The sequence below is a fragment of the Mycolicibacterium llatzerense genome (genome assembly GCF_025331195.1).
Lineage (GTDB): Bacteria > Actinomycetota > Actinomycetes > Mycobacteriales > Mycobacteriaceae > Mycobacterium > Mycobacterium llatzerense.
This window is the reverse complement of record NZ_LXOV01000001.1, coordinates 1,352,573-1,372,834: the sequence shown is the minus strand read 5'-3', so window position 1 is coordinate 1,372,834 and position 20,262 is coordinate 1,352,573. Positions and strand designations below refer to the sequence as shown.

The following is a 20,262-nucleotide window of genomic DNA, read 5'->3' as shown; positions in this document are numbered from 1 at the left end:
GTCTACCACCCGCCGGCCGAGCCGGCCGCACCTACCCGCCCACCCGAGATCAACGTGACCCGGATGCCCATGAGCGTCGCCCCGAACCCGCGGCATCGCTGATGTCCGACGCCGCCGCCGAGTTCGCCGCCGCGCCTGTCGCGGTGCTGGCCACGGTTTCCGCCGAAGGCCAGCCACATGTGGTTCCGGTCGTCTTCGCGGTCAGTGGGGACCTGCTCTACACGGCTGTGGATGCCAAGAGGAAGTCGACGCAGCATCTGCGGCGGCTGGACAACATCGCAGCCAACCCGCGCGTGAGCCTGCTCGCCGAGGACTACGACGACGACTGGTCCCAGCTCTGGTGGGCCCGCGCCGACGGCAACGCCACGGTGCACCCGAGCGGCGACGAGATGGCGATCGGCTACTCGCTGCTGCGGGCCAAGTACCACCAGTACGACCGGGTGGCGCTGGACGGCCCGGTGATCCGGGTCGCGATCACCAGATGGAGTTCCTGGCACGCTTGAGTCGTACGACGATCAAGCGGCGAGGCACGAGCCGCGTTGAGGAGTGCGGCCAGTGTATTGAGTCTTGTACCTGAGTCTTGTGCCGACGGTCGCGACAGGAGCATGGTGGACGTGAGTCGTCGATAGGGGCACGCCATGGCGGACAAGTCGAATAACTCATCCGGCGCCGCGCCCAGCGCGGAAAGTCCGGCGTCGATCCGAAATGTGGTTCTGGTGGGGCCATCTGGCTCCGGCAAGACCACTCTGGTCGAGGCGCTGCTGCTGCATGCGGGCGTGCTGACGCGGGCGGGGACGGTGCTCGACGGCACCACGGTCTGCGACCACGAGCCTGCCGAACTCGAGCAGCAGCGGTCGGTCGGGTTGGCGCTGGCCTCATTGCAGCACGGGCCGGTGAAGGTCAATCTGTTGGACACTCCGGGGTATGCCGATTTCGTCGGTGAGTTGCGGGCCGGGCTGCGGGCTGCCGACTGTGCGTTGTTCGTGATGGCGGCCAACGACGTGGTGGACGCTGCCACCAGGTCTTTGTGGCGGGAATGCGCCGACGTCGGGATGCCGCGCGCCGTCGTGGTGACCAAACTCGACCATGCGCGCGCCAGCTTCGCCGGCGCCGTGGAGTCGGCGCAGGAATCCTTCGGGGACAAGGTGATTCCGCTGTATCTGCCCGACGGCGACGGGCTCGTCTCCCTGTTGGCGGACGACGCGACCCTGATCGAGGGCATCATCGAGGAGTCCGAGGACGAAACGTTGATGGAGCGGTACCTGAGCGGCGAACAGATCGACAACGCGGTGCTGGTTGCCGACCTCGAGCGCGCGGTGGCCCGCGGTTCGTTCTTCCCGGTGATCCCGGTGTGCAGCACGACGGGGACCGGGGCAGCTGAATTGCTCGATGTCATCGCCCGCGGATTCCCCTCTCCCCCAGAGCATGTGCCGCCGCAGGTGTTCACGCCGGCCGGTGTGGAAAAGCCCGCGCCCGCCTGCGATCCGGCCGCACCTCTGTTGGCAGAGGTGGTGAAGACGACGTCGGATCCGTATGTCGGCAAGGTCAGTTTGGTCCGGGTATTTTCCGGCACCATCAGGCCCGACACGACGGTTCACGTGTCGGGCCATTTCAATTCATTCGCCGATTCGGCCGCCGGGTGCGCCGAGCACGAGGACCACGACGAGGACGAGCGCGTCGGGGCACTGTCGTTTCCGTTGGGCCGCAAGCAGCGGCCGGCTCCCGAGGTGATCGCCGGGGACATCTGCGCCATCGCACGACTGACCTGCGCCGAGACCGGAGACACCTTGTCGGACAAGGCTTCCCCGCTGGTGTGCCGGCCGTGGACCATGCCGGCGCCGCTGCTCCCGATGGCGATCGTGCCGCACGCCAAGACCGACGAGGACAAGCTGTCGGTGGGGCTGGCCCGGCTGTCCGCCGAGGACCCGACGCTGCGCATCGAGCAGAATCCGCATACCCACCAGATCGTGTTGTGGTGCATGGGCGAAGCCCATTCGGCGGTGGTGCTCGACGCGCTGTCCCGACGGTTCGGGGTCGCGGTCGACACCACGGAACTGCGGGTACCGCTCCGAGAGACGTTCGGCGGCAACGCGAAAGGACACGGCCGACACGTCAAACAGTCCGGCGGGCACGGACAGTTCGCGGTCTGTGACATCACCGTCGAGCCGCTGCCCGAAGGCGCCGGGTTCGAGTTCGTCGACAAGGTGGTCGGCGGTGCGGTGCCGCGCCAGTTCATCCCGAGCGTGGAGAAAGGCGTTCGCGCCCAGATGGATCGGGGCATCTGCGGCTACCCGATGGTCGACATCCGCGTCACGCTGCTGGATGGCAAGGCGCACAGCGTTGACTCGTCGGACTACGCCTTCCAGCTCGCGGGCGGGTTGGCGCTGCGCGAGGCGGCTGCTGCCGCGTCGGTGAATCTGCTCGAACCCATCGACAGCGTGCACATCGTGGTGCCCGACGAAATGGTCGGCGCGGTGATGAGTGACCTCTCGGGACGGCGCGGCCGCGTGCTGGGCACCGACACCGCCGGCGATTCCTGCACCGGCATCGATGCCGAGATTCCCGAGATCGAGCTGACCCGGTACCCGATCGAACTGCGGTCGTTGTCCCACGGCGCCGGGTCGTTCACCCGTTCTTTCGCCAGGTACGAGCCGATGCCGGAGGCGGCGGCAGCACGGGTGCGCTGATCTCGCGCAGTGATCCAGGCATTTGGCAAACCTGATCGTGACTGACATCACCCGATGTCATAGTGTCGTCAGATTCGTGCGCGCGTCAGCGGGCACCTGGGATGTCAAAGGGGACACCTGTGGGGACACAGTCGGGGCTCAGTCAGCGCAAATCCAATCGATACCGCCTCGCGGTGCTTGCCGCCGCCGTAGGTATCGCGGCCGCGACCAGCCAAAACGTTGCCTGGGCCGAGACCGGGGCCAACGATTCGAACGGCAGCCCGACCAGCCAAGCCGGACCCCAGAAGCCCGGCCCCGCCAAGCCCAAGCCGGCGAACACGGACAAGAAGGACACGAAGAAGCCCGGGAAGAAGACCGGCAAGGACACCAGCAAGGACGCTGACAAGTCCGACACCAAGCAAGACACCGCCACTGATACGTCGGCCACCGACCCCGCCAAGTCAGGCGCGGAGCCGGAGGCCAAGCCGGACACAAAGCCGGACGTCAAGCCCGCCACCAAGCCGGCGAAACCCCCTGTCGTGCAAAAGGGCTCCGACTCGATCAAGCCCGCCGGCGACGGCAAGAAGGCACCGAAGCTCAAGCCGGCCACCGCGACCGCCCCCGCCAAGGACGCCCCCGCAAAGGACGCCGCGGTCAACGCCACCGCGGCCACGCCGCCGGCCGCTGCCACCAATACCCCCGCACCGGCCAAGACGCCCGCACCGACCACGCGCCTCGCGGCCCTGTCCGCCACCAACAACACCGTCGGCACCCTGACAACACCGACGCCACCGCAGCCGCTGAACCCGATCGCCAAGATCATCCAGCTGCCCGGACGCATCATCAACACCGTCCTGCAGGCGCTGGACCTGACGGTCGCGCAGACCGGCCCGAAGAGCCCGTTCAACTGGTCGCCCATTTCCGAGGCGCTGTTCGCGGGGTTCCGGCGCATCGAGGACATGCTCGGGCTGAGCAAGACCCCGACCTCGAAGCCCGTGGTGCCCGAACTCACCTACACCGGCCCGACCAGCGGCGACACCCCGACGGTGGAGCAGTTCCTGAATGCCTCGGCCAATGCCTACGTGCTCGGGGCCCAACCGGGTGATCTGAAACCGTTCACTGTCAACGGCTTTCAGATGCAGACCTTCAATCCACTGTCCGGCGCCGTCGGCAAGGCCTGGGTGACGCCGGAGGGCCAGATCATCGTCGCCTACCAGGGCACGACGGGTGGCACCAATCTGCTGTTCCATCCGCTGATCGCGCTGTCGCAGATCTTCACGGACATGCAGGTCATCTTCACCCACACCACGCCGCAGGCGTTCTGGGACTCACTGGCGTTCGAGCGGAAGGTCGAAGCCGCGGCCCTCGAACAGGGCTACACCACCGACGACATCTTCGTCACCGGCCACTCGCTGGGTGGTTGGGAAGCCCAGTTCGTCGCACAGAAGACGGGCCGTGGCGGCATCGGCTTCGAGGGCCCCGGCCTCAACACGTCGGTCCCCGGCAACGGCATCAACTCGAACTTCGTCAACATCGAGACCTACGGCGACACCGCGGCGTACTTCTCCACCGACCTGCCGGGGCTGCAGCCGTTCATGCCGGCCTACGACCCCACCGGCGGCAGCAAGCCGCACTACGGCAACATCGTGATGATCGGTGACCCGGAGGCAGCGAATCCGCTGTTCAATGCGTCCGCGCTGTGGGGCCCGAACCCGATCAACGACATCATCTTCGCCGTCGACATCCTCGGTAACTTCTTCGAACACCACCTGCCCGGCATGCAGGCCTACAACCTGGGCGTCGCGCCGGATCCCGGTGTGGTGCCCTGGCTGGGCTCCTACACCGGGCCGATCAACGACTGGGGTGACCTGGACATCTACGAACTGCAGCACGCCGCATCCGATGCCGGTGTCCTGATCGCTCCCTAGCCCTCTGCCCTTGAGCGATTTGTGCACGATTTTCCGCGGCTGCCGCGGAAAATCGTGCACAAATCGCAGCTGATGGAACCGTGGGGCCGCCGCATACGTCCGAATCTGTGTGCTTGATGACTACCTTCGCCGCCACGATGGCGTAATCACCCGCGCCCAAGCCCTGACCGCCGGGATCAGCGATGACGCCATCAGCCGCCGGGTCCGCTCCGGCCACTGGCTGCGATGCGCCCCCGGAGTGTTTTTCGTCGACGATCGTCCGTTCAGCGACGCAGCCCGCATACGCAGTGCAGTGTGGTCCTACGGCCCCACTGCAACCGCCAGCGGACTGGCCGCCGCGTGGTGGCTGGGCGTCACTCACTACCCGCCGGAGACGGTGGAAGTCACCGTGCCGAAGGTCAGCAATCATCGCAAGCGCGACGGCATTCGGGTCCGACGCCGCGACCTGCTGTCGCAGGACACCATCGAACGCGGTGGACTGCGCGTCACGGCACTCCCACTGACTGTCATCGAAGCCGCGGCACGCCGTGGAGGTGGCGCCAAGCTGATGGACACGGCGTTGCAGCGGCACGTCGAGCTGAAACATCTCTGGGATGCGCACCTGCGCAACAAAGGACGGCACGGTTCACCCGCGGCTCGGATACTGCTGATGTCCGCCGAAGACGGAGCCCGCTCTGAAGCCGAGCGTCTACTCGTAAAATTACTGCGCCGCAACAAGATCACCGGATGGAAGCCCAATTTTCCCGTTGCTGGATACAAGGTTGACGTCGTTTTCCCGGCGACAAGACTTGCCATCGAAGTCGACGGGTGGGCCTTTCACAGCAGTGCCGACGACTTCGAGAACGACCGAAAGCGGCAGAACATCATTTCGCTGCTCGGCTACCAGGTCTTGCGGTTCACCTGGCTCGACCTGACCGAATATCCCGACCGAGTGCTCACCGAAATTCGGAATGCCCTGCGATTCAGGCAAGTCGCCTGAATATTTGTGCACGATTTTCCGCGGCAGCCGCGGAAAATCGTGCACAAATCACCGGGTCAGAGCAGGCCGAGCAGTTGCAGATCGGTGATGTACTTGACGATCACCGGCGCAGTGACATGCGGAATGTCCTTGTCCGGGCCCAGCTTTGCGTCCTGCACCGCCTCGCGGAACACCACCACCGGGGCGATGGACCCGTTGTGCGGGTGCTCCGGCTTCTGGTAGTTGTGCAGCAGCGGCAATAGTGACGCCTGGCGCTGCCGGTCCGGCAGGGCGCGCAGGGTGGTCTCGAAGCGGGCCAGCCATTCGGCGTAATCATCAACGCGGGCAATGGAATACCCGGCATCGATCAGCCAGTCGACGAACTCGTCCATGCCCAGGCCGTCGGAGTGCGGGTTCATCACGTGATAGGTGACGAACTCGCCTGCGGGCCGCACGCCCAGGGTGTCGATGGCCTCGGCGATGAACTCGACGGGCAGCCCGTCGTAGTGCGCGGCCTGCCGCTTGCCCTCGGCGTCCCGCTCGTAGAACGAGTACGGGGCGATACCGGTGGCCACCAACGAGAACATCATGCGGGTGAACATGTCGGGCAGGTTGAGCTGTCCGGCATAGCTGGTGTCGGCCAGGATCATGTCGCAGCGGAACACCGAAACCGGCAGGCCGCAAAGATCATTGGCCTCACGCAGCAGCACCTCGCCGGCCCACTTGCTGTTGCCGTAACCGTTGGCGTACCCGTCGTGCACGGCACGCACCGCGCTCATCACGCGGACGTCCGCCTCTTCGGTGAACGTGCCCGGTGCCAACTGATCACCGACGCCGATGGTCGAGACGTAGATGTACGGCTTCTGCCGAGTGGTCAGGGCGATGCGGATCAGTTCGGCGGTACCGAGCGCGTTGGGTCCGAACAGTTCGCTGTACGGCAGCACGTGGTTCACCAGCGCCGCCGGGTCGACGATCACGTCGACCTCGTCGGCGAGCCGCTGCCAAACCTCCTGCGGCAGACCAAGATTCTCGTCACCCTTGTCGCCGGCGATCACCTCGAGGTGGTCGGCGGCCAGCGCCTGGTAGTGCGCCAGCAGCTTCGGGTCACCGGAATCGAAGGTGGCGTCGAGACGGGCACGAGCCTCTTCGTCGGACTTGGCGCGCACCAGGGCGATCACCTTGCCGTCGACCAGGTCCATCCGCTCTAGCCACTCCAGCGCCAGGTAGCGGCCCAGGAATCCCGTTGCGCCCGTGAGCAGTACAGTCCGCACCTCCGACGCGGGCGCCGGCAGCGACGGTGCCGCCGCCAGCGTCTGAGCGTCGATGAACTTGTCCAGCGTCAGGTCCGCGGCGCGCACCTCGACGGCGTTCTTGCCGTGCACCGAGCTGAAGCTGGGCCGCTTGGCGCCACCGCTGCGTTCGTTCTCGATGTATGCCGCCAGCACGGCCAGATCGTTGGCCGGGCTGACGATGATGCCGACCTGCACCTCGACGCCGAAGATCTCTTCGAGCAGATTGCCGAAGGTCAACGCGGACAACGAGTCTCCACCGAGATCGGTGAAGTGGGCGTCTGCCGACACCTCGCCGGACGCACCGAGCAGTGCACTGGCCGCGCGAATGACGGTCGGCAGCGCGGGGCCCTCGGCGCCGTGCTGACGTAGCGCGCGCAGCTCATCGGCCTGTCCCGCGGCAAGACTCACGTACAGGTCTTCCAGCGCCGGGCCGTAGTGCGCCTTGAGCTTCGGCCACGCCAGCTTGCGGATGCCGGTCAGCAATCCGTTCTCCAACGAGAACGGTTCGGTCTCCACGATGAAATCGCGGGGGATCTCGTAGGACTGCAGTTCGGCGGCCTTCGCCACTTCCTGCAGCGAGTCATTGATCCGCTGCTTCAGTTCAGCGGAATCCCAACGCGCCAAGGCGTCTTCGGTCGGCACCACCACGGCCAGCAGGTAGGGCTGGGCGCTGTTGCCGTAGACGTAGATCTGCCGGACCAGCGGGCTGTTGTTGCTGAATGCCGCTTCCAGCTTGGCCAGCGTGACGAACTCGCCCTGCGCCAGTTTCAGCACATTGTTACGACGGTCGACGTACTGGATCTGGTCCGGGCCGATCTCGGCGACCACGTCGCCGGTGCGGTAGAAACCGTCCTCGTCGAACACGCTCGCGGTGACCTCGGGCCGCTTGTAGTAGCCCGGGAACAGGTACTCGGTCTTCACCAGCAACTCACCACGCGGGTACGGCTGGTCGGTCAGGTAGTAGCCCAGGTCGGGCACGTCGACCAGTTTGTAGTCGAGGGTCGGCGGGCGCTGGATGACGCCGTCGAAGAAGACCATGCCGGCCTCGGTGGAGCCGTAGCCCTCCAGCACGTGGATGCCGAGGAACTTCTCGACCCAGGCCTTGAGCTCGTCGGTGATGGGCGCCGAGCCGGTCATCGCCTTGATGTAGCGGCCACCGATCAGGTTCTCCCGCATGTCGGCCATCACCTGCTGTTCGATGCCGTCGCGCTCGGCCTCGCCGGCACCAGCCGGGACGAGCTTGTCGACGCGGCTCTGGAATTCCAGGTACAGCATCTCCCAGACGCGGGGCACCAGGTTCAGCTCGGTGGGGCGCGCCAGCGCGAAATCGTCGAGGAGAGTGGACAAGTCGCTCTTGGCGGCGAAGTAGACGATGCCGCCGTTGGCCAGGCTGGAGTACAGGATGCCGCGGCCCATGACGTGGCTCATCGGCATGAAGGCCAGGTTGATCGACGCCTCGCTCGGGCCGAACCACGCCGAGCTTGCCCGCCGCCAGAAGCTCGTCATGTTGCTCTCGGGGTACATCGCGCCCTTGGGGGCACCGGTCGAGCCGGAGGTGTAGATCAGCAGGGTCAGCGGGTCGGCCTCATCGAAGACCGGAGTCGGGACGGACGGCAGGTCGCGGCCGCGGGCCAGTACCTCGCCGAAAGTCTCGACGGTGACGTTCAGACCCGACAGCGCGGCCCGCGCCTCCTCGACAGCCTCGCGCTCGTCGTCGACCTCGGCGTGGTGGTCGAACACCACGAACCGCGCCGGGGCGGGGCCACCGACCGCGAGTTCGACCGCGTCGGCGACGTAGCCCGCGCTCACCGCGATCAGCACCGGCTCGGTCTCGGCGACGATCGGTAGCAGCGACGACGCCGCGGAGCTGGTCTGCAGCGGCACCGACACGGCGCCGATCTGTCCGAGCGCGGTGTCGATGACGGTGTAGTCGGTGCTGGTGAAGCCGAGGATGGCGACCCGGTCGCCGGCCTTGACGCCGTCAGCGTGCAGCGCGGCAGCGACGGCGCGGATGCGGTCCCACAGTTCGCGGTAGGTGATGGTGTCGTATTTCGGCAGCAGCCTCGCGACGGTGCGGCCGTTCTCGGTGACGAACTCGACGGCGCGCTGGCCGAGGGCGGTCCGGTCGGCGTAGCCCTCGAGAACTGTCTTCACGATCTCGGGCAGTCGCATGCCGGGCTTTTCGACCGACTGGGCCACCGACTGGAGCGGTATGGCCGCGGCGAACTGCGGATCGTTGGCGGACAATTCGGTGATCCGGCGGGCAAGAGCGCTGTCGGCATGGTCAATCGACATGAAGAAACCTCACGAAAAATCGAAATATCGAATGGGTACGCCCCGTTGCATCCCCACTAATTGAATGACGCTGGCGCGGTCGCCGTTGTTCCGGCGATTTCCTGCCAGTTCCCTGTGATTTGTGCACGATTTTCCGCGGCCATCGCGGAAAATCGTGCACAAATCACCCGGTTGGCCTAGAGCAGGCCGAGCAGCTGCAGATCGGTGATGTACTTGACGATCACCGGCGCACCGATGTGCGGAATATCTTTGTCCGCACCGATTTTCGCGTTCTGCACCGCGGCCCGGAACCGCTCCACCGGGGCGATGGACCCCGGCACCGGGTAGCTCGGCTGCTGGTAGTTGTGCAGCAGCGGCAGCAGCGACGCCTGGCGCTGACGGTCCGGCAGGCCGCGCAGACCCGTCTCGAACCTGGCCAGCCAGTCGGCGTAATCATCAACGCGGGCAATGGAATACCCAGCCTCGATCAGCCAGTCGACGAACTCGTCCATGCCGATGCCGTCGTCGTACGGGTTCATCACGTGGTACGTCTCGAACGTCGAGTCGGACGCACCGGCCGCGACCTGCACGGCCAGCGTCGAGATGGACTCGGAGACGAACTCGACCGGCAGCCCGTCGTAGTGGGCGCGCTGGCGCTTGCCGTCGGAAGCCAGCTCGTAGAACGAGTACGGCGCGATGCCGGTGGCCACCAGCGAGAACATCATGCGGGTGAACATGTCGGGCAGGTTGAGCTGACCCGCGTACGTCGTGTCGGCCAGGATCATGTCGCAGCGGAACACCGAAACCGGAAGGCCGCAAAGATCATTGGCCTCGCGCAGCAGGACCTCGCCGGCCCACTTGCTGTTGCCGTAGCCGTTGGCGTAGCTGTCGTCGACCGACCGCACCGCGCTCATGACGCGCACATCGGCGTCCTCGACGAACTTGCCGGGCGCCACGCCGCCGCCGACCGCGATGGTCGAGACGTAGGCGAACGGCTTGATCCGCGTGGTCAACGCGATCCGGATCAGTTCGGCGGTGCCCAGCGCGTTGGGCCCGAACAGCTCGCTGTAGGGCAGCACGTGGTTCACCAGCGCCGCCGGGTCCACGATGAAGTCGACGGTGTCGGCCAGTCGCTGCCAAACCTCCGGCGGCAGACCGAGATTGGCCTCGCCCTTGTCGCCGGCGATGACCTCAAGGTGGTCGGACAGCGACCGGTAGTGCTCCAGCAGCTTCGGATCGCCGCTGTCGAACGTCGCGTCCAGGCGGGCCCGGGCGTCGGCGTCGGACTTGCCACGGACCAGGCAGATGACCTTGCCGTCGACCAGGTCCATCCGCTCCAGCCACTCCAGCGCCAGGTAGCGACCCAGGAATCCGGTTGCGCCCGTGAGCAATACGGTCCGTACCTCGGACACCGGCCCGGGCAGCGACGGTGCCGCGGCCAATGTCGCGGCGTCGATGAACTTGTCCAGCGTCAGGTCTGCGGCGCGCGCCTCGGTGGCGCCGCGGCCGTGCACCGTCGAGAACGTCGGCCGCTTGCTGCCGGGCGCGCGCTCCCCTTCGATGTAGGCCGCCACACCCGCCAGGTCGGTGGCCGGGCTGACGATCACGCCGACCGGCACCTCGACCTCGAAGATCTCCTCCAGCAGGTTGCCGAAGGTCAACGCCGACAACGAATCTCCGCCCAGGTCGGTGAAGTGGGCGTCGCCCGCGACGTCGGAACTGGCCGCTCCGAGCGTGGCGCCGACAGCGCGCAGCACGGTCTCGAGCACCGGCGCGTCGGACGCCCGCAACGAACGCAGCGCGCGCAGTTCGGCGGCCTGGCCTTCGGCCAGTTCGGTGTACAGCTGCTCCAACTCGGCGCCGTAGCGGGCCTTCAGCTTCGGCCAGGCCAGCTTGCGCACACCGGTCAACAGCCCGTTCTCCAGTGAGAACGGTTCGGTCTCGATGATGAAGTCGCGGGGAATCTCGTACGACTGCAGCCCGGACTCGCGGGCCACTGTCTGCAGTGCTTCGGCCAGTTCGGGACGCAAGGCCTCCGGAACGCCGGCGCCGCTCAAAGCTTCCGAGGTAGGCACGATCACCGCCAGCAGGTAGGAGCGAGAACTGTTGCCGTACACGTAGATCTGACGGATCAGCGGGCTGGTGCCGAAGGCCGCTTCGAGCTTCGACACCGTCACGAACTCGCCCTGCGCCAGCTTCAGCACATTGTTGCGGCGATCCAGATACTGCAGGTGATCGGGGCCGAGCTCGGCGACGATGTCGCCGGTGCGGTAGAAGCCGTCCACGTCGAAGACGTCAGCGGTGACGTCGGGCCGCTTGTAGTAGCCCGGGATCAAATCTGTTGATTTCAAGAGCAATTCGCCACGCGGGTGTGGCCGGTCGGTCGACAGGTAGCCGAGCTCGGGCACGTCAATCAGCTTGTAGTCGATCACCGGCGGGCGGCTCAAGTGGCCGCTGATCATGACGCCGCCGGCTTCGGTCGAGCCGTAGGCCTCCATCAGCTCCAGCCCGAGGAACTTCTGCACCCAGGCCTTGAGCTCCGGCGAGATCGGAGCCGACCCGGTCATCGCGACGAGCTGCCGCCCACCGATCAGGCTGACGCTGCGTTCGTCGAGCACCTGCTGTTCGGACACGCCGTCCATCACCCGGCGGTCGACCTCGCTCTGTACCTCCTGGTGGATCATCTCCCAGACCCGTGGCACGAACGTCATCTGCGTCGGCCGGACCAGCGCGATGTCCTCCAGCAGGGTGGACAGGTCGCTCTTCGCGGCGAAGTAGACGGTGCCGCCGTGCGCCAGCGTGCGGTAGACGGTGCCGCGGCCCATCATGTGGCTCATCGGCAGGAAGCTCAGGACTATCGACGGCAGCGCGGGCTGCTGATGCGTCAGCCCGGTCCGCCAGGCGTTGGCGACGAGCCGCTCGGGGTACATGGCGCCCTTGGGGGTGCCGGTGCTGCCGGAGGTGTAGATCAGGACCAGCAGCGGGTCCGGATCCGCTGAGACGACGGGCTCGACGGTCGGGAGCGCGGTGCCGCGCGTCACCAGATCGGCAAGAGTCTCGACAACGATGCCGCGCTCTGCCAACTGCGTCGCGGCCCGTTCGACGGCCTCGCGGTCGTCATCGACCTGGGCGTGGTGGTCGAATACGAACACGCGCCTGACGGCAGCACCCGAGCCCGAGACCAATTCGACGGCCTCGTCCAGGAACTTCACGTCGGCGAACAAGGCGACGGGCTCGGTCTCGTCGAGGATGGGGCGCAGCTGCTCGGCGGGTGCGCTGGTCTGCAGCGGGACGGCGACGACGCCGGCGCGCGCCAGCGCGGTATCGATGATCGTGAATTCGGCGCTCGTGAAACCGAGCATGGCGACGCGGTCGCCGGCGACGACGGCATCGGGTCCGGTGAGCAGGGCGTTGCCGATGGCCTTGATCTGCCGCCAGGCCTCGCCGTAGGTGATGGTGTCGTAGCGCGGCAGCAGCCGGGAGACGGTGCGGCCGGCGTCATCGGCGACGTATTCGACGGCGCGCTGCCCGAGAGCGGGCCGGTCGGCGTAGGCCGCCATGACCGCGCTGATCATGTCGGGCAGCCGGATTCCGGGCTCGTCGAGGGCGGCGCCGACAGCGGCGAGGGGCCGGGCGGCGGCAAGTTGCGGGTCGGTGGCGCAGAGGTCAGCGATGCGCTGCGTCAGCTCGTCAGTAAGTGCGGTTTCTTCGTTCGACATAACAACCTCATCAATTAGTTCACCAGCGTCGCCATATACAACGTTAGCAAAACTAACGATATGCCCGAGTCGGCTGTGTGACAAACCACACCGCTGAGGTCAGCGTTCTGAGGTCGGTTGCACCTGCTGCGGTGCGATCGGCGGCGCCACCTTCGCGCCCGCCTGCGTTTCGTACGCGCCTTCGTCTCGACCGAGGGCAATGGTCGCCGCCGCCATGGCGCCGATGGCCGCCACGAGCGCGACGGCCTCGACTCCAGTTGTGTCGAAGCCCTCGCCGAGAACCAGGGCACCGAGGAGAACGGCCACCACCGGTTCCAGCACGAGCATGGTCGGCACCGAGGTCTGCAACGCGCCGGCATGGAACGCGGACTGCTGCAGCACGGTCGCCACCGCGCCCAAGATGATGAGCAGGTATGGCGCCGGCGTCGTCAGCAAGCCAAGCCAGCCCCGGTTCTGCAGGATCGCCATGAAGATCTTGGTCACCACGGCGACGACACCGAACAGCACGCCGACACCGACGGCCAGCAGAACCGCACGCTGCCAGCCGCTGCACCGCACTGCCAACAGCACGCAGCCGACGATCACAGCGGCGCACACTGCGGCGACCAGAACGATAACCCCTGGTGAGGCCAGGTGCTCGTCGCGCTCAGGCCGGGCCAGGACGACGAATCCGGCGAGCCCGATGGTCAGCAATCCGGCCCACAACCATTCGCCGCGGGTCACCCGGCGGTGCGCCTGGTGTGCGCTCAGCGGCAGTGCGAAGAGCAATGCCGAGACCAGCAGTGGCTGGACCAACATCAGGGATCCGTGCGCCAGGGCCAGGGCCTGGAAGACATAGCCGGCGACGGCCGCGCCGGTGCCGGCCCACCACAGTCTCCGGCTCAGGAGCGTCGACAGCATGACGACGCTGACGCCATGTTCGGGCGGCACGTCGATGGTCGCGCGCTGGCGCACCACGATGCCGACGGCGGCGCAGACGGCCGCGCACAGTGCGAACAGCACCACAAGTGCGTGTTCGATCAACGGAGGCGTCCGATCAGCGTGGCCGCGTACCGCGCCACAGGCGTCACCGGAAACGTCACGCCCAAAGGGTAGTCGAGCGGGACTGTCCGTCCCAGTCGCGAGCCGCGTCCAGCCAAAGCGCCCGACAACACATTTACCGTTGCCTTAGATTTCTCTTATCTTTCTTAAGTTTGGGGTACGGTCGAAGCCATGCACCCCAGGATCGCGCTCGTCACCGGAGCTTCCCGCGGCATCGGAGCCGCCGTGGCTCAACAGCTCGCCGAGCCGGACACCCATGTCCTGGTGAACTATCGGGAGAAGGCCAAACGCGCCAACGCCGTCGTCGACGGCATCCGCGCGGCCGGCGGGCAAGCCTCCACGATCGGCGCCGACGTGTCCGACGCCGCTGCCGCCAAAGCCATGATCGACCGGATCGACAGCCGATTCGGGCGCCTGGACATGCTGGTGCTCAACGCCTCCGGTGGCCTCGAGTTCGGCGCCGCGCCCGACTACGCGATGCGGCTGAACCGCGACGCGCAGCTGCGGCTCGTCGACCTGGCTCTCCCCCTGATGCCCGCCGGTGCGCAGATCGTGTTCGTCACCAGCCACGAGGCCCACTGCTATCCGCACCTGCCCGTGCCCGACGACTACGTGCCGATTGCCGCCAGCAAGCGGGCCGGTGAAGACGCGCTACGGGCACTACGCCCCGAATTCGACCGGTGCCGAATCGGATTCACCGTCGTCTCCGGCGACATGATCGAAGGCACGATCATCGCCCGGTTGTACGAACGTCGCGATCCCGAGGCGGTCGGTGCCCGCCGCAGCCAGGGACCGCTGACGACCATCGAGGAATTCGCCACCGCGATCACCATCGCCGCCGCCGGACGCGACCTGCGCGACACCGTGTACGTGGGAGGCGAGGACCATCTGGTCCGACCGGCCTGATCAGGGCTCGAGCAGAACCTTGATGGCCGTGCGCTGATCCATCGCCGTGTACGCGTCGGCCACCTGAGCAAGTGGCAGTGCGAGATCGAAAACCAGGCCGGGCTCGATGGCGCCGGACAGCACGTCGGGCAGCAGTTCGTCGAGGTAGGGGCGGACGGGCGCGATGCCGCCCGCGACGTGGATGTTGGTGCTGAACAGTTGCTGCATCGGCAGTTCGGGCGCGCCGGCCGGCACGCCGACGAAGCCCAGATAGCCACCGGGACGGACCGCCCCGAGTGCCTGGTGCATCGAATCCTTGGTGCCGACGCACTCGAGCACGGAGTCGGCCCCGACACCGCCGAGCAGTTCCTCGATGGCCGCGATGCCATCGTCGCCGCGTTCGGCAACGATGTCGGTGGCGCCGAAGGTCCGGGCCAACTTCTGCCGGTCTTCGTGCCGCGACATCACGATGATCCGTTCCGCACCAAGGCGTTTCGAGGCAAGCACGGCACACAGCCCGACGGCGCCGTCGCCCACGACCACCACGGTGGCGCCGGGGTGGACGTTCCCGGATCGCGCCGCATGGTGGCCGGTCGACATGACGTCGGCCAGGGTCAGCAGGTGCGGGAACAGTTCTGCGTCAGGCGATTCCGGCACTGCGACAAGAGTGCCGTCGGCGAAGGGCACCCGGACGTACTGTCCTTGGGCCCCGTCGAGCGGCTCGCCGGTCTTGGCGGTGCCGCCCCACACCCCGAAGTTGACGCACGAGGTGGTGATCCCGTTGCGACAGTGCACGCAGGTGCCGTCACTGTCGGTGAACGGCGAGATGACGAAATCCCCGACGCGCACATTCCTGACCTCGGCGCCGACAGCTTCCACGATCCCGATGAACTCATGTCCGATCGGATGCGGCGCAGGCGTCGGGCGCACCCCGCGGTACGGCCACAGGTCCGAACCGCAGACGCAGGTCCGCACCACCCGGACCACTGCGTCGCCCGGTGACTGAATCTGCGGATCAGGGCGCTCTTCGAATCGAATGTCGCCCGGCCCGTGGATGATCGTGGTCTGCACGGTTGTCCCGCCCTTTCAGGAGTCGAATCCGACCCCTGAGTCTTGCCGATCTAGCCCGTCGGCGCGAGCACCAATCCGCCGGTGACCGGCGGGGCAGCCGCCGCAGCAGGCGCCGGGACCGCGGCCGGAACCGCAGCGGGAACTGCGGCAGGAGCGGCAACAGGCACAGCCGCAGGGGCCGCAACAGGTGCTGCCATCGCAACCGGCGCCGGGACCGCGGCAGGCGCGGGCACAGGAGCCGGGGCAGGCGCAGGGGCCGGCGGCGGAACCGGAGCACCCACACCCAGCACGCGCAGCAGGTCAGGCTTCATGGCCTGCAGCTGCTGGCCCCAGTAGCCCCAGCTGTGAGTGCCGTCCTTCGGGAAGTTGAAGACCGCGTTGCGGCCACCGGCCTGCTGGTACACCTTCTGGAAGTCCCGGTTCGAGCTGATCGTCAGGTTCTCCAGGAACTGGGCGCTGTACAGAATTCCCATGTCACCCGGGGTGTCGAGGTCGGACGGCGTGCCATTGCCGCAGTACACCCAGATGGCGGTGTTGTTGGCCACCAGCTGCTGGACGTTGACGGTCGGGTCGTTGCGCCGCCACGCCGGGTCGCTGGCGATGCCCCACATCTGGGTCGGGTTGTAACCGCCGGCGTCCTTCATGGCGAAGCCGATCAGGGTGGGCCACAGGCCTTGCGACGGGTTGAGGAAGCCCGAGAGCGAGCCGGCGAAGATGAACTGCGCGGGGTGCCAGGTGGCCAGGGTCAGCGCCGAGCCACCCGACATCGACAGACCGACGACGGCGTTGCCGGTCGGCTGCACGCCGCGGTTCGCCGCGAGCCAGGCCGGCAGCTCCTGGGTCAGGAACGTCTCCCACTTGTAGGTGGTGACGCCGCCCGAGTTGGTCGCGGGCTGGTACCAGTCGGTGTAGAAGCTGGACTGTCCGCCGACGGGCATCACCATCGAGACGCCCGACTGGTAGTACCACTCGAACGCGGCGGTGTTGATGTCCCAGCCGCTGGCGTCGTCCTGGGCGCGCAGACCGTCGAGCAGGTACACCGCGTGCGGCCCACCGCCCTGGAACTGAACCTTGATGTCGCGCCCCATCGCGGGTGACGGAATGTTCAGCACCTCAACCGCTTTCGCGGCAGCGTGCGCCTGCGGCACCGCCGCGGGCATCGCCATTCCCGGGACCGCCAGGGCGGCGACAGCCGCCACCGCGAGTCGCCGCAGTTTCACGCCGAAATTCCTGCCAACCAGAGTCGCCAACACGAGTGAAAACTAACGCCGGGCCGACGCCACCCCGGTGACCAACGCGCGGCGTGATCGCCTTGTTATCAAGGCGTTTGGCTATCGAGTCCGGAACATCTCACGCCATGCCGTGATCGGTGCCATCGCCGACGACGGTGACGTCGCCGGTCGTGCACGGCTCCTGGTGCCAGTCGCCGAACGGATCCGGGTAGCCGGACCAGGCGTCCTGCGCGGCGAATTCCTCGTCGGTGAGTAGGGCGTCGTTCAGCGCGGCGGTCACGTCAGCGGGCCGCGCGCCGCACACCAGGATCGCCATCGCGGTGTGTCGGTCGCCGAATTCGTTGTCCCACATGAGGTCTGCCAGGGCTCGGCGCTCGCGGTCCAGGTAGGCCGCTTCACTGACGGTCATCGCGGCGATCCATCGGCCGGCGTTGCTGACGCGCAGGCCACCACCGGCCGACTCCAGCCACATGACGTGGTCGGGCCGGTTGGCCAGCCACATCCGGCCGCGGGTCCGGATCACGCCATCCAGGAGGTGATCGATGGCGTCGTGCAGACGCTCGGGGTGGAACGGCCGGCGCGAGTTGAACTCGACAAGCTGAACGGGCCCTTCGGGATTCAGGCTGGGCTGCCCGGCCAGCAGCGGCCCGTGCGGCTCGTCCGCGCGGCCCAGCCGGGCGTCCGGCCACACGATGCGCAACGCTTGATCGACCAAGGCGGGCTCGGTGATGAGCTGCGCTCGCGGCGCCAGCCGGCGGCATACCGCGAGCAGGACGGGTTCGGCGTGCGTCATCATGAGCACGTCGGCGAATTCGGTCTGTCCCACCGCCACCTGCGCGACGGTCCGGCCGTCGGGCAGCTCGTCGTCGCCCAGCGCGTCGGTGAGCCAGTCGGCGGCCTCGATGCACGTCACCACGCCGGCGATCGCCACGTCCCGGGCGGCCGGTCCGTCGATGTACCCGGGACCGACGTGCACCCGAACGTGGTTGATGGCCCAGCAGATCGGCTCGGGTTCCATCCACGGCTCCAGGTGGACGACGATCCGGTGGACGTCGTCGCGCCGGTGCAGCAGGCGCAGGTAGATCAGCAGGTCGTTACGGACGGTGCAGGACACGCAGCCGTGGGCCAGTTCCAGGGCAGCTTCCGTCTCGTTCACGATGCCGTGCGGTGCCGTGATGGTGCGACGGCGCACGACGTGACCGTCGAACTGGTGCTCCACGAGCACCGTGCCCGGCACTTTCACTAGTTCCTCGGTCACGTGTCCGGTCGGTCCCTGACCAGCCACGACGATCACCGGCGTCCTCATCGCCACCCCTTATCGACAATCATTTTCAATTCTGTTGTCGTCACGCTACAGTGGCGACCGGCACTTGTCGAAAATGATTTTCATTAAGGATGGAGCATGTCAGCGCACTGCCAGGTCACCGGGCGCAAGCCCGGCTTCGGCAACACGGTTTCGCACTCCAACCGGCGCACCTCGCGTCGGTGGAACCCGAACATCCAGAGCAAGACCTACTACCTGCCCTCGGAAGGCCGGAGCGTCCGGCTCCAGGTCAGCGCCAAGGGCATCAAGGTGATCGACCGGGACGGCATCGAAGCCGTGGTGGCCCGGCTGCGCCGGGACGGAGTGCGAATCTAGATGTCCCGCACCGATATTCGTCCCGTGGTGAAGCTGAAGTCCACCGCGGGCACCGGCTACACATACGTCACCCGCAAGAACCGGCGCAACGATCCCGATCGGTTGGTGCTGCGCAAGTACGACCCGATCGTCCGCAAGCACGTCGACTTCCGAGAGGAGCGCTGACCATGGCCAAGAAATCCAAGATCGCCAAGAACGAGCTGCGCCGGCTGACCGTCGCCCGCTACGCCGAGCGCCGGGCCGAGCTCAAGGCAATCATCAAGTCCCCGTCGAGCACTGTCGACGAGCAGTCCACCGCCATGAGGGAGCTGGCCCGCCAACCACGCGATGCCAGCGCGGTGCGGGTGCGCAACCGCGACGCGGTCGACGGCCGTCCGCGCGGCCATCTGCGCAAGTTCGGCCTCTCCCGTGTCCGGGTGCGTGAGATGGCGCACGAAGGACAGTTGCCCGGCATCCGGAAAGCGAGCTGGTGATGGCCAAGCGCAAACCCACCCGGCGACCGACCGAGGCGAAGCGTCCGGTCAAGAACATGCTGACCAAGCTCGGCGTGGACCAGCTCGATTACAAGGACACGGCCAACCTGCGGCTGTTCATCTCCGAGCGCGGCAAGATCCGGTCTCGGCGAGTGACGGGCCTGACGGTCCAGCAGCAACGGCAGGTTGCCACCGCGATCAAGAACGCCCGGGAGATGGCGCTGCTGCCCTACCCCGGGATCAACTGAACATCGTCAGCAAGGCCTGGGTGCGCCACATCGTCAGCCCGGCGAACAGCACCAGCAGCACCGCGGTCACCGAAATCAGCGCCAGGAGTCGTTGCCGCGCAGGCACATACGCGAAGACCGCCGCCACCAGGGTGCCGGTGACCAACCCGCCGACGTGACCCTGCCAACTGATCGACTGCGAGCTGACCGCGGGCAGCACGAAGGTGATCACCAGGTTGATGACGATCAGGCCGACGATCCCGCGGACGTCGAGCTGCAGCCGGCGGAACAACACGAAGGTCGCGCCGAACAGGCCGAAGATCGCGCCCGACGCGCCGGCCGTCGCCGAGTTCAGCGGCGACAGCAGGTACACCAGCACCGAGCCGCCCAGGCCGCTGAGGCCGTACAACAGCCCGAAACGCAAGCGCCCCAGCCACTGTTCCAGCTGCGGCCCGACGGCCCACAGCGCCCACATGTTGAACACGATGTGCGCCAGGCCGTAGTGCAGGAAGGCCGACGAGGCCAGGCGGTAGTACTGGCCGTCGGCCACGGCGGGCGGCCACAGCACCAGGTCCTGCTGCATCTGCGTCGAGGTGTGTTGCAGCACGAACATCACCACGTTGATCGCGATCAGCGTGTAGGTGACCAGCGCGCCCTGGGTGATCCGTCCGCCGAAGTGGGTCCGGGCCTGACGCACCGACCGCTTGCCTTCGTTGACGCACTCCGGGCACTGCTGGCCGACGGCGGCTGCGGTCATACAGTCCGGGCAGATGGGTCGTGCGCAGCGGCTGCAGCTCACGTACGTCGGGCGGCTGGGATGCCGATAGCAGGTCGGCGTCGGGGCAGTCATCATCTTC

16 protein-coding genes are annotated in these 20,262 nt (G+C 67.0%); 9 read left to right on the top strand and 7 right to left on the bottom strand.

The window, feature by feature from the left end; translation table 11 throughout:
• Positions 1-101 precede the first annotated feature (101 nt).
• The 4 genes from A7G45_RS06900 (at position 102) to A7G45_RS06885 (ending at position 5,573) form a co-directional block, all read left to right on the top strand.
• Positions 102-503 (top strand): TIGR03668 family PPOX class F420-dependent oxidoreductase, encoded by a 402-nt coding sequence (locus tag A7G45_RS06900; RefSeq protein WP_260938034.1) that lies wholly within the window; start codon positions 102-104, stop codon positions 501-503.
• 135 nt (positions 504-638) lie between these two features.
• Positions 639-2,687, top strand: coding sequence for an elongation factor G (locus A7G45_RS06895; protein WP_260935209.1), 2,049 nt, complete (start codon positions 639-641; stop codon positions 2,685-2,687).
• A 119-nt stretch (positions 2,688-2,806) separates the two neighbouring features.
• Positions 2,807-4,594 carry a hypothetical protein gene (locus A7G45_RS06890; protein WP_260935207.1) on the top strand — a complete coding sequence of 596 codons (1,788 nt, stop codon included), beginning with the start codon at positions 2,807-2,809 and terminating at the stop codon, positions 4,592-4,594.
• A 109-nt stretch (positions 4,595-4,703) separates the two neighbouring features.
• Complete coding sequence (locus A7G45_RS06885; RefSeq protein WP_260935205.1) at positions 4,704-5,573, top strand: PDDEXK-like endonuclease domain-containing protein; 870 nt, start codon at positions 4,704-4,706, stop codon at positions 5,571-5,573.
• A 56-nt stretch (positions 5,574-5,629) separates the two neighbouring features.
• On the opposite strand, the gene car (A7G45_RS06880) is transcribed toward A7G45_RS06885, so the two are convergent.
• The 3 genes from car (A7G45_RS06880) to A7G45_RS06870 all read right to left on the bottom strand — a co-directional run bounded on the left by car (A7G45_RS06880) (position 5,630) and on the right by A7G45_RS06870 (position 13,860).
• On the bottom strand, positions 5,630-9,139 hold the full coding sequence (car, locus tag A7G45_RS06880) for a carboxylic acid reductase (protein WP_260935203.1): 3,510 nt from the start codon (positions 9,137-9,139) through the stop codon (positions 5,630-5,632).
• 176 nt (positions 9,140-9,315) lie between these two features.
• On the bottom strand, positions 9,316-12,837 hold the full coding sequence (gene car, locus A7G45_RS06875) for a carboxylic acid reductase (protein WP_260935200.1): 3,522 nt from the start codon (positions 12,835-12,837) through the stop codon (positions 9,316-9,318).
• Positions 12,838-12,936: 99 nt separating this feature from the next.
• Positions 12,937-13,860 carry a DMT family transporter gene (locus A7G45_RS06870; protein WP_260935198.1) on the bottom strand — a complete coding sequence of 308 codons (924 nt, stop codon included), beginning with the start codon at positions 13,858-13,860 and terminating at the stop codon, positions 12,937-12,939.
• Positions 13,861-14,049: 189 nt separating this feature from the next.
• Here A7G45_RS06870 and A7G45_RS06865 point away from each other — a divergent pair, with 189 nt between their 5' ends.
• Entirely contained in the window at positions 14,050-14,784 is a 735-nt protein-coding gene (locus A7G45_RS06865) for an SDR family oxidoreductase (RefSeq protein ID WP_260935197.1), read from the top strand.
• Here the strand turns inward: A7G45_RS06865 and A7G45_RS06860 are convergent, their stop codons facing one another.
• The 3 genes from A7G45_RS06860 to mrf form a co-directional block, all read right to left on the bottom strand.
• Positions 14,785-15,834 carry a zinc-dependent alcohol dehydrogenase family protein gene (locus A7G45_RS06860; protein WP_260935195.1) on the bottom strand — a complete coding sequence of 350 codons (1,050 nt, stop codon included), beginning with the start codon at positions 15,832-15,834 and terminating at the stop codon, positions 14,785-14,787.
• A 50-nt stretch (positions 15,835-15,884) separates the two neighbouring features.
• A complete protein-coding gene (locus A7G45_RS06855) occupies positions 15,885-17,000 on the bottom strand; it encodes an esterase family protein (RefSeq protein WP_260938033.1) in 1,116 nt (371 codons plus the stop codon).
• Between the two features lie 184 nt (positions 17,001-17,184).
• Positions 17,185-18,372: a ribosome hibernation factor-recruiting GTPase MRF gene (gene mrf / locus A7G45_RS06850; RefSeq protein ID WP_260935193.1), complete on the bottom strand. Its 1,188-nt coding sequence runs from the start codon at positions 18,370-18,372 to the stop codon at positions 17,185-17,187.
• Between the two features lie 96 nt (positions 18,373-18,468).
• Here mrf and rpmB point away from each other — a divergent pair, with 96 nt between their 5' ends.
• From rpmB to rpsR, 4 genes are read left to right on the top strand one after another with little or no spacing between them, the layout of a single operon-like run.
• Positions 18,469-18,705 carry a 50S ribosomal protein L28 gene (rpmB, locus tag A7G45_RS06845; protein WP_043985481.1) on the top strand — a complete coding sequence of 79 codons (237 nt, stop codon included), beginning with the start codon at positions 18,469-18,471 and terminating at the stop codon, positions 18,703-18,705.
• Entirely contained in the window at positions 18,706-18,870 is a 165-nt protein-coding gene (gene rpmG / locus A7G45_RS06840; protein WP_260935191.1) for a 50S ribosomal protein L33, read from the top strand. It abuts the gene before it with no gap.
• A gap of 2 nt (positions 18,871-18,872) precedes the next feature.
• A complete protein-coding gene (rpsN, locus tag A7G45_RS06835; protein WP_260935189.1) occupies positions 18,873-19,178 on the top strand; it encodes a 30S ribosomal protein S14 in 306 nt (101 codons plus the stop codon).
• Positions 19,178-19,426 carry a 30S ribosomal protein S18 gene (gene rpsR, locus A7G45_RS06830; RefSeq protein WP_260935187.1) on the top strand — a complete coding sequence of 83 codons (249 nt, stop codon included), beginning with the start codon at positions 19,178-19,180 and terminating at the stop codon, positions 19,424-19,426. The genes rpsN and rpsR overlap by 1 nt, the downstream gene beginning before the upstream one ends.
• On the opposite strand, the gene A7G45_RS06825 is transcribed toward rpsR, so the two are convergent.
• A complete protein-coding gene (locus tag A7G45_RS06825) occupies positions 19,419-20,255 on the bottom strand; it encodes a rhomboid family intramembrane serine protease (protein ID WP_260935185.1) in 837 nt (278 codons plus the stop codon). The genes rpsR and A7G45_RS06825 overlap by 8 nt on opposite strands.
• Positions 20,256-20,262: the final 7 nt, after the last annotated feature.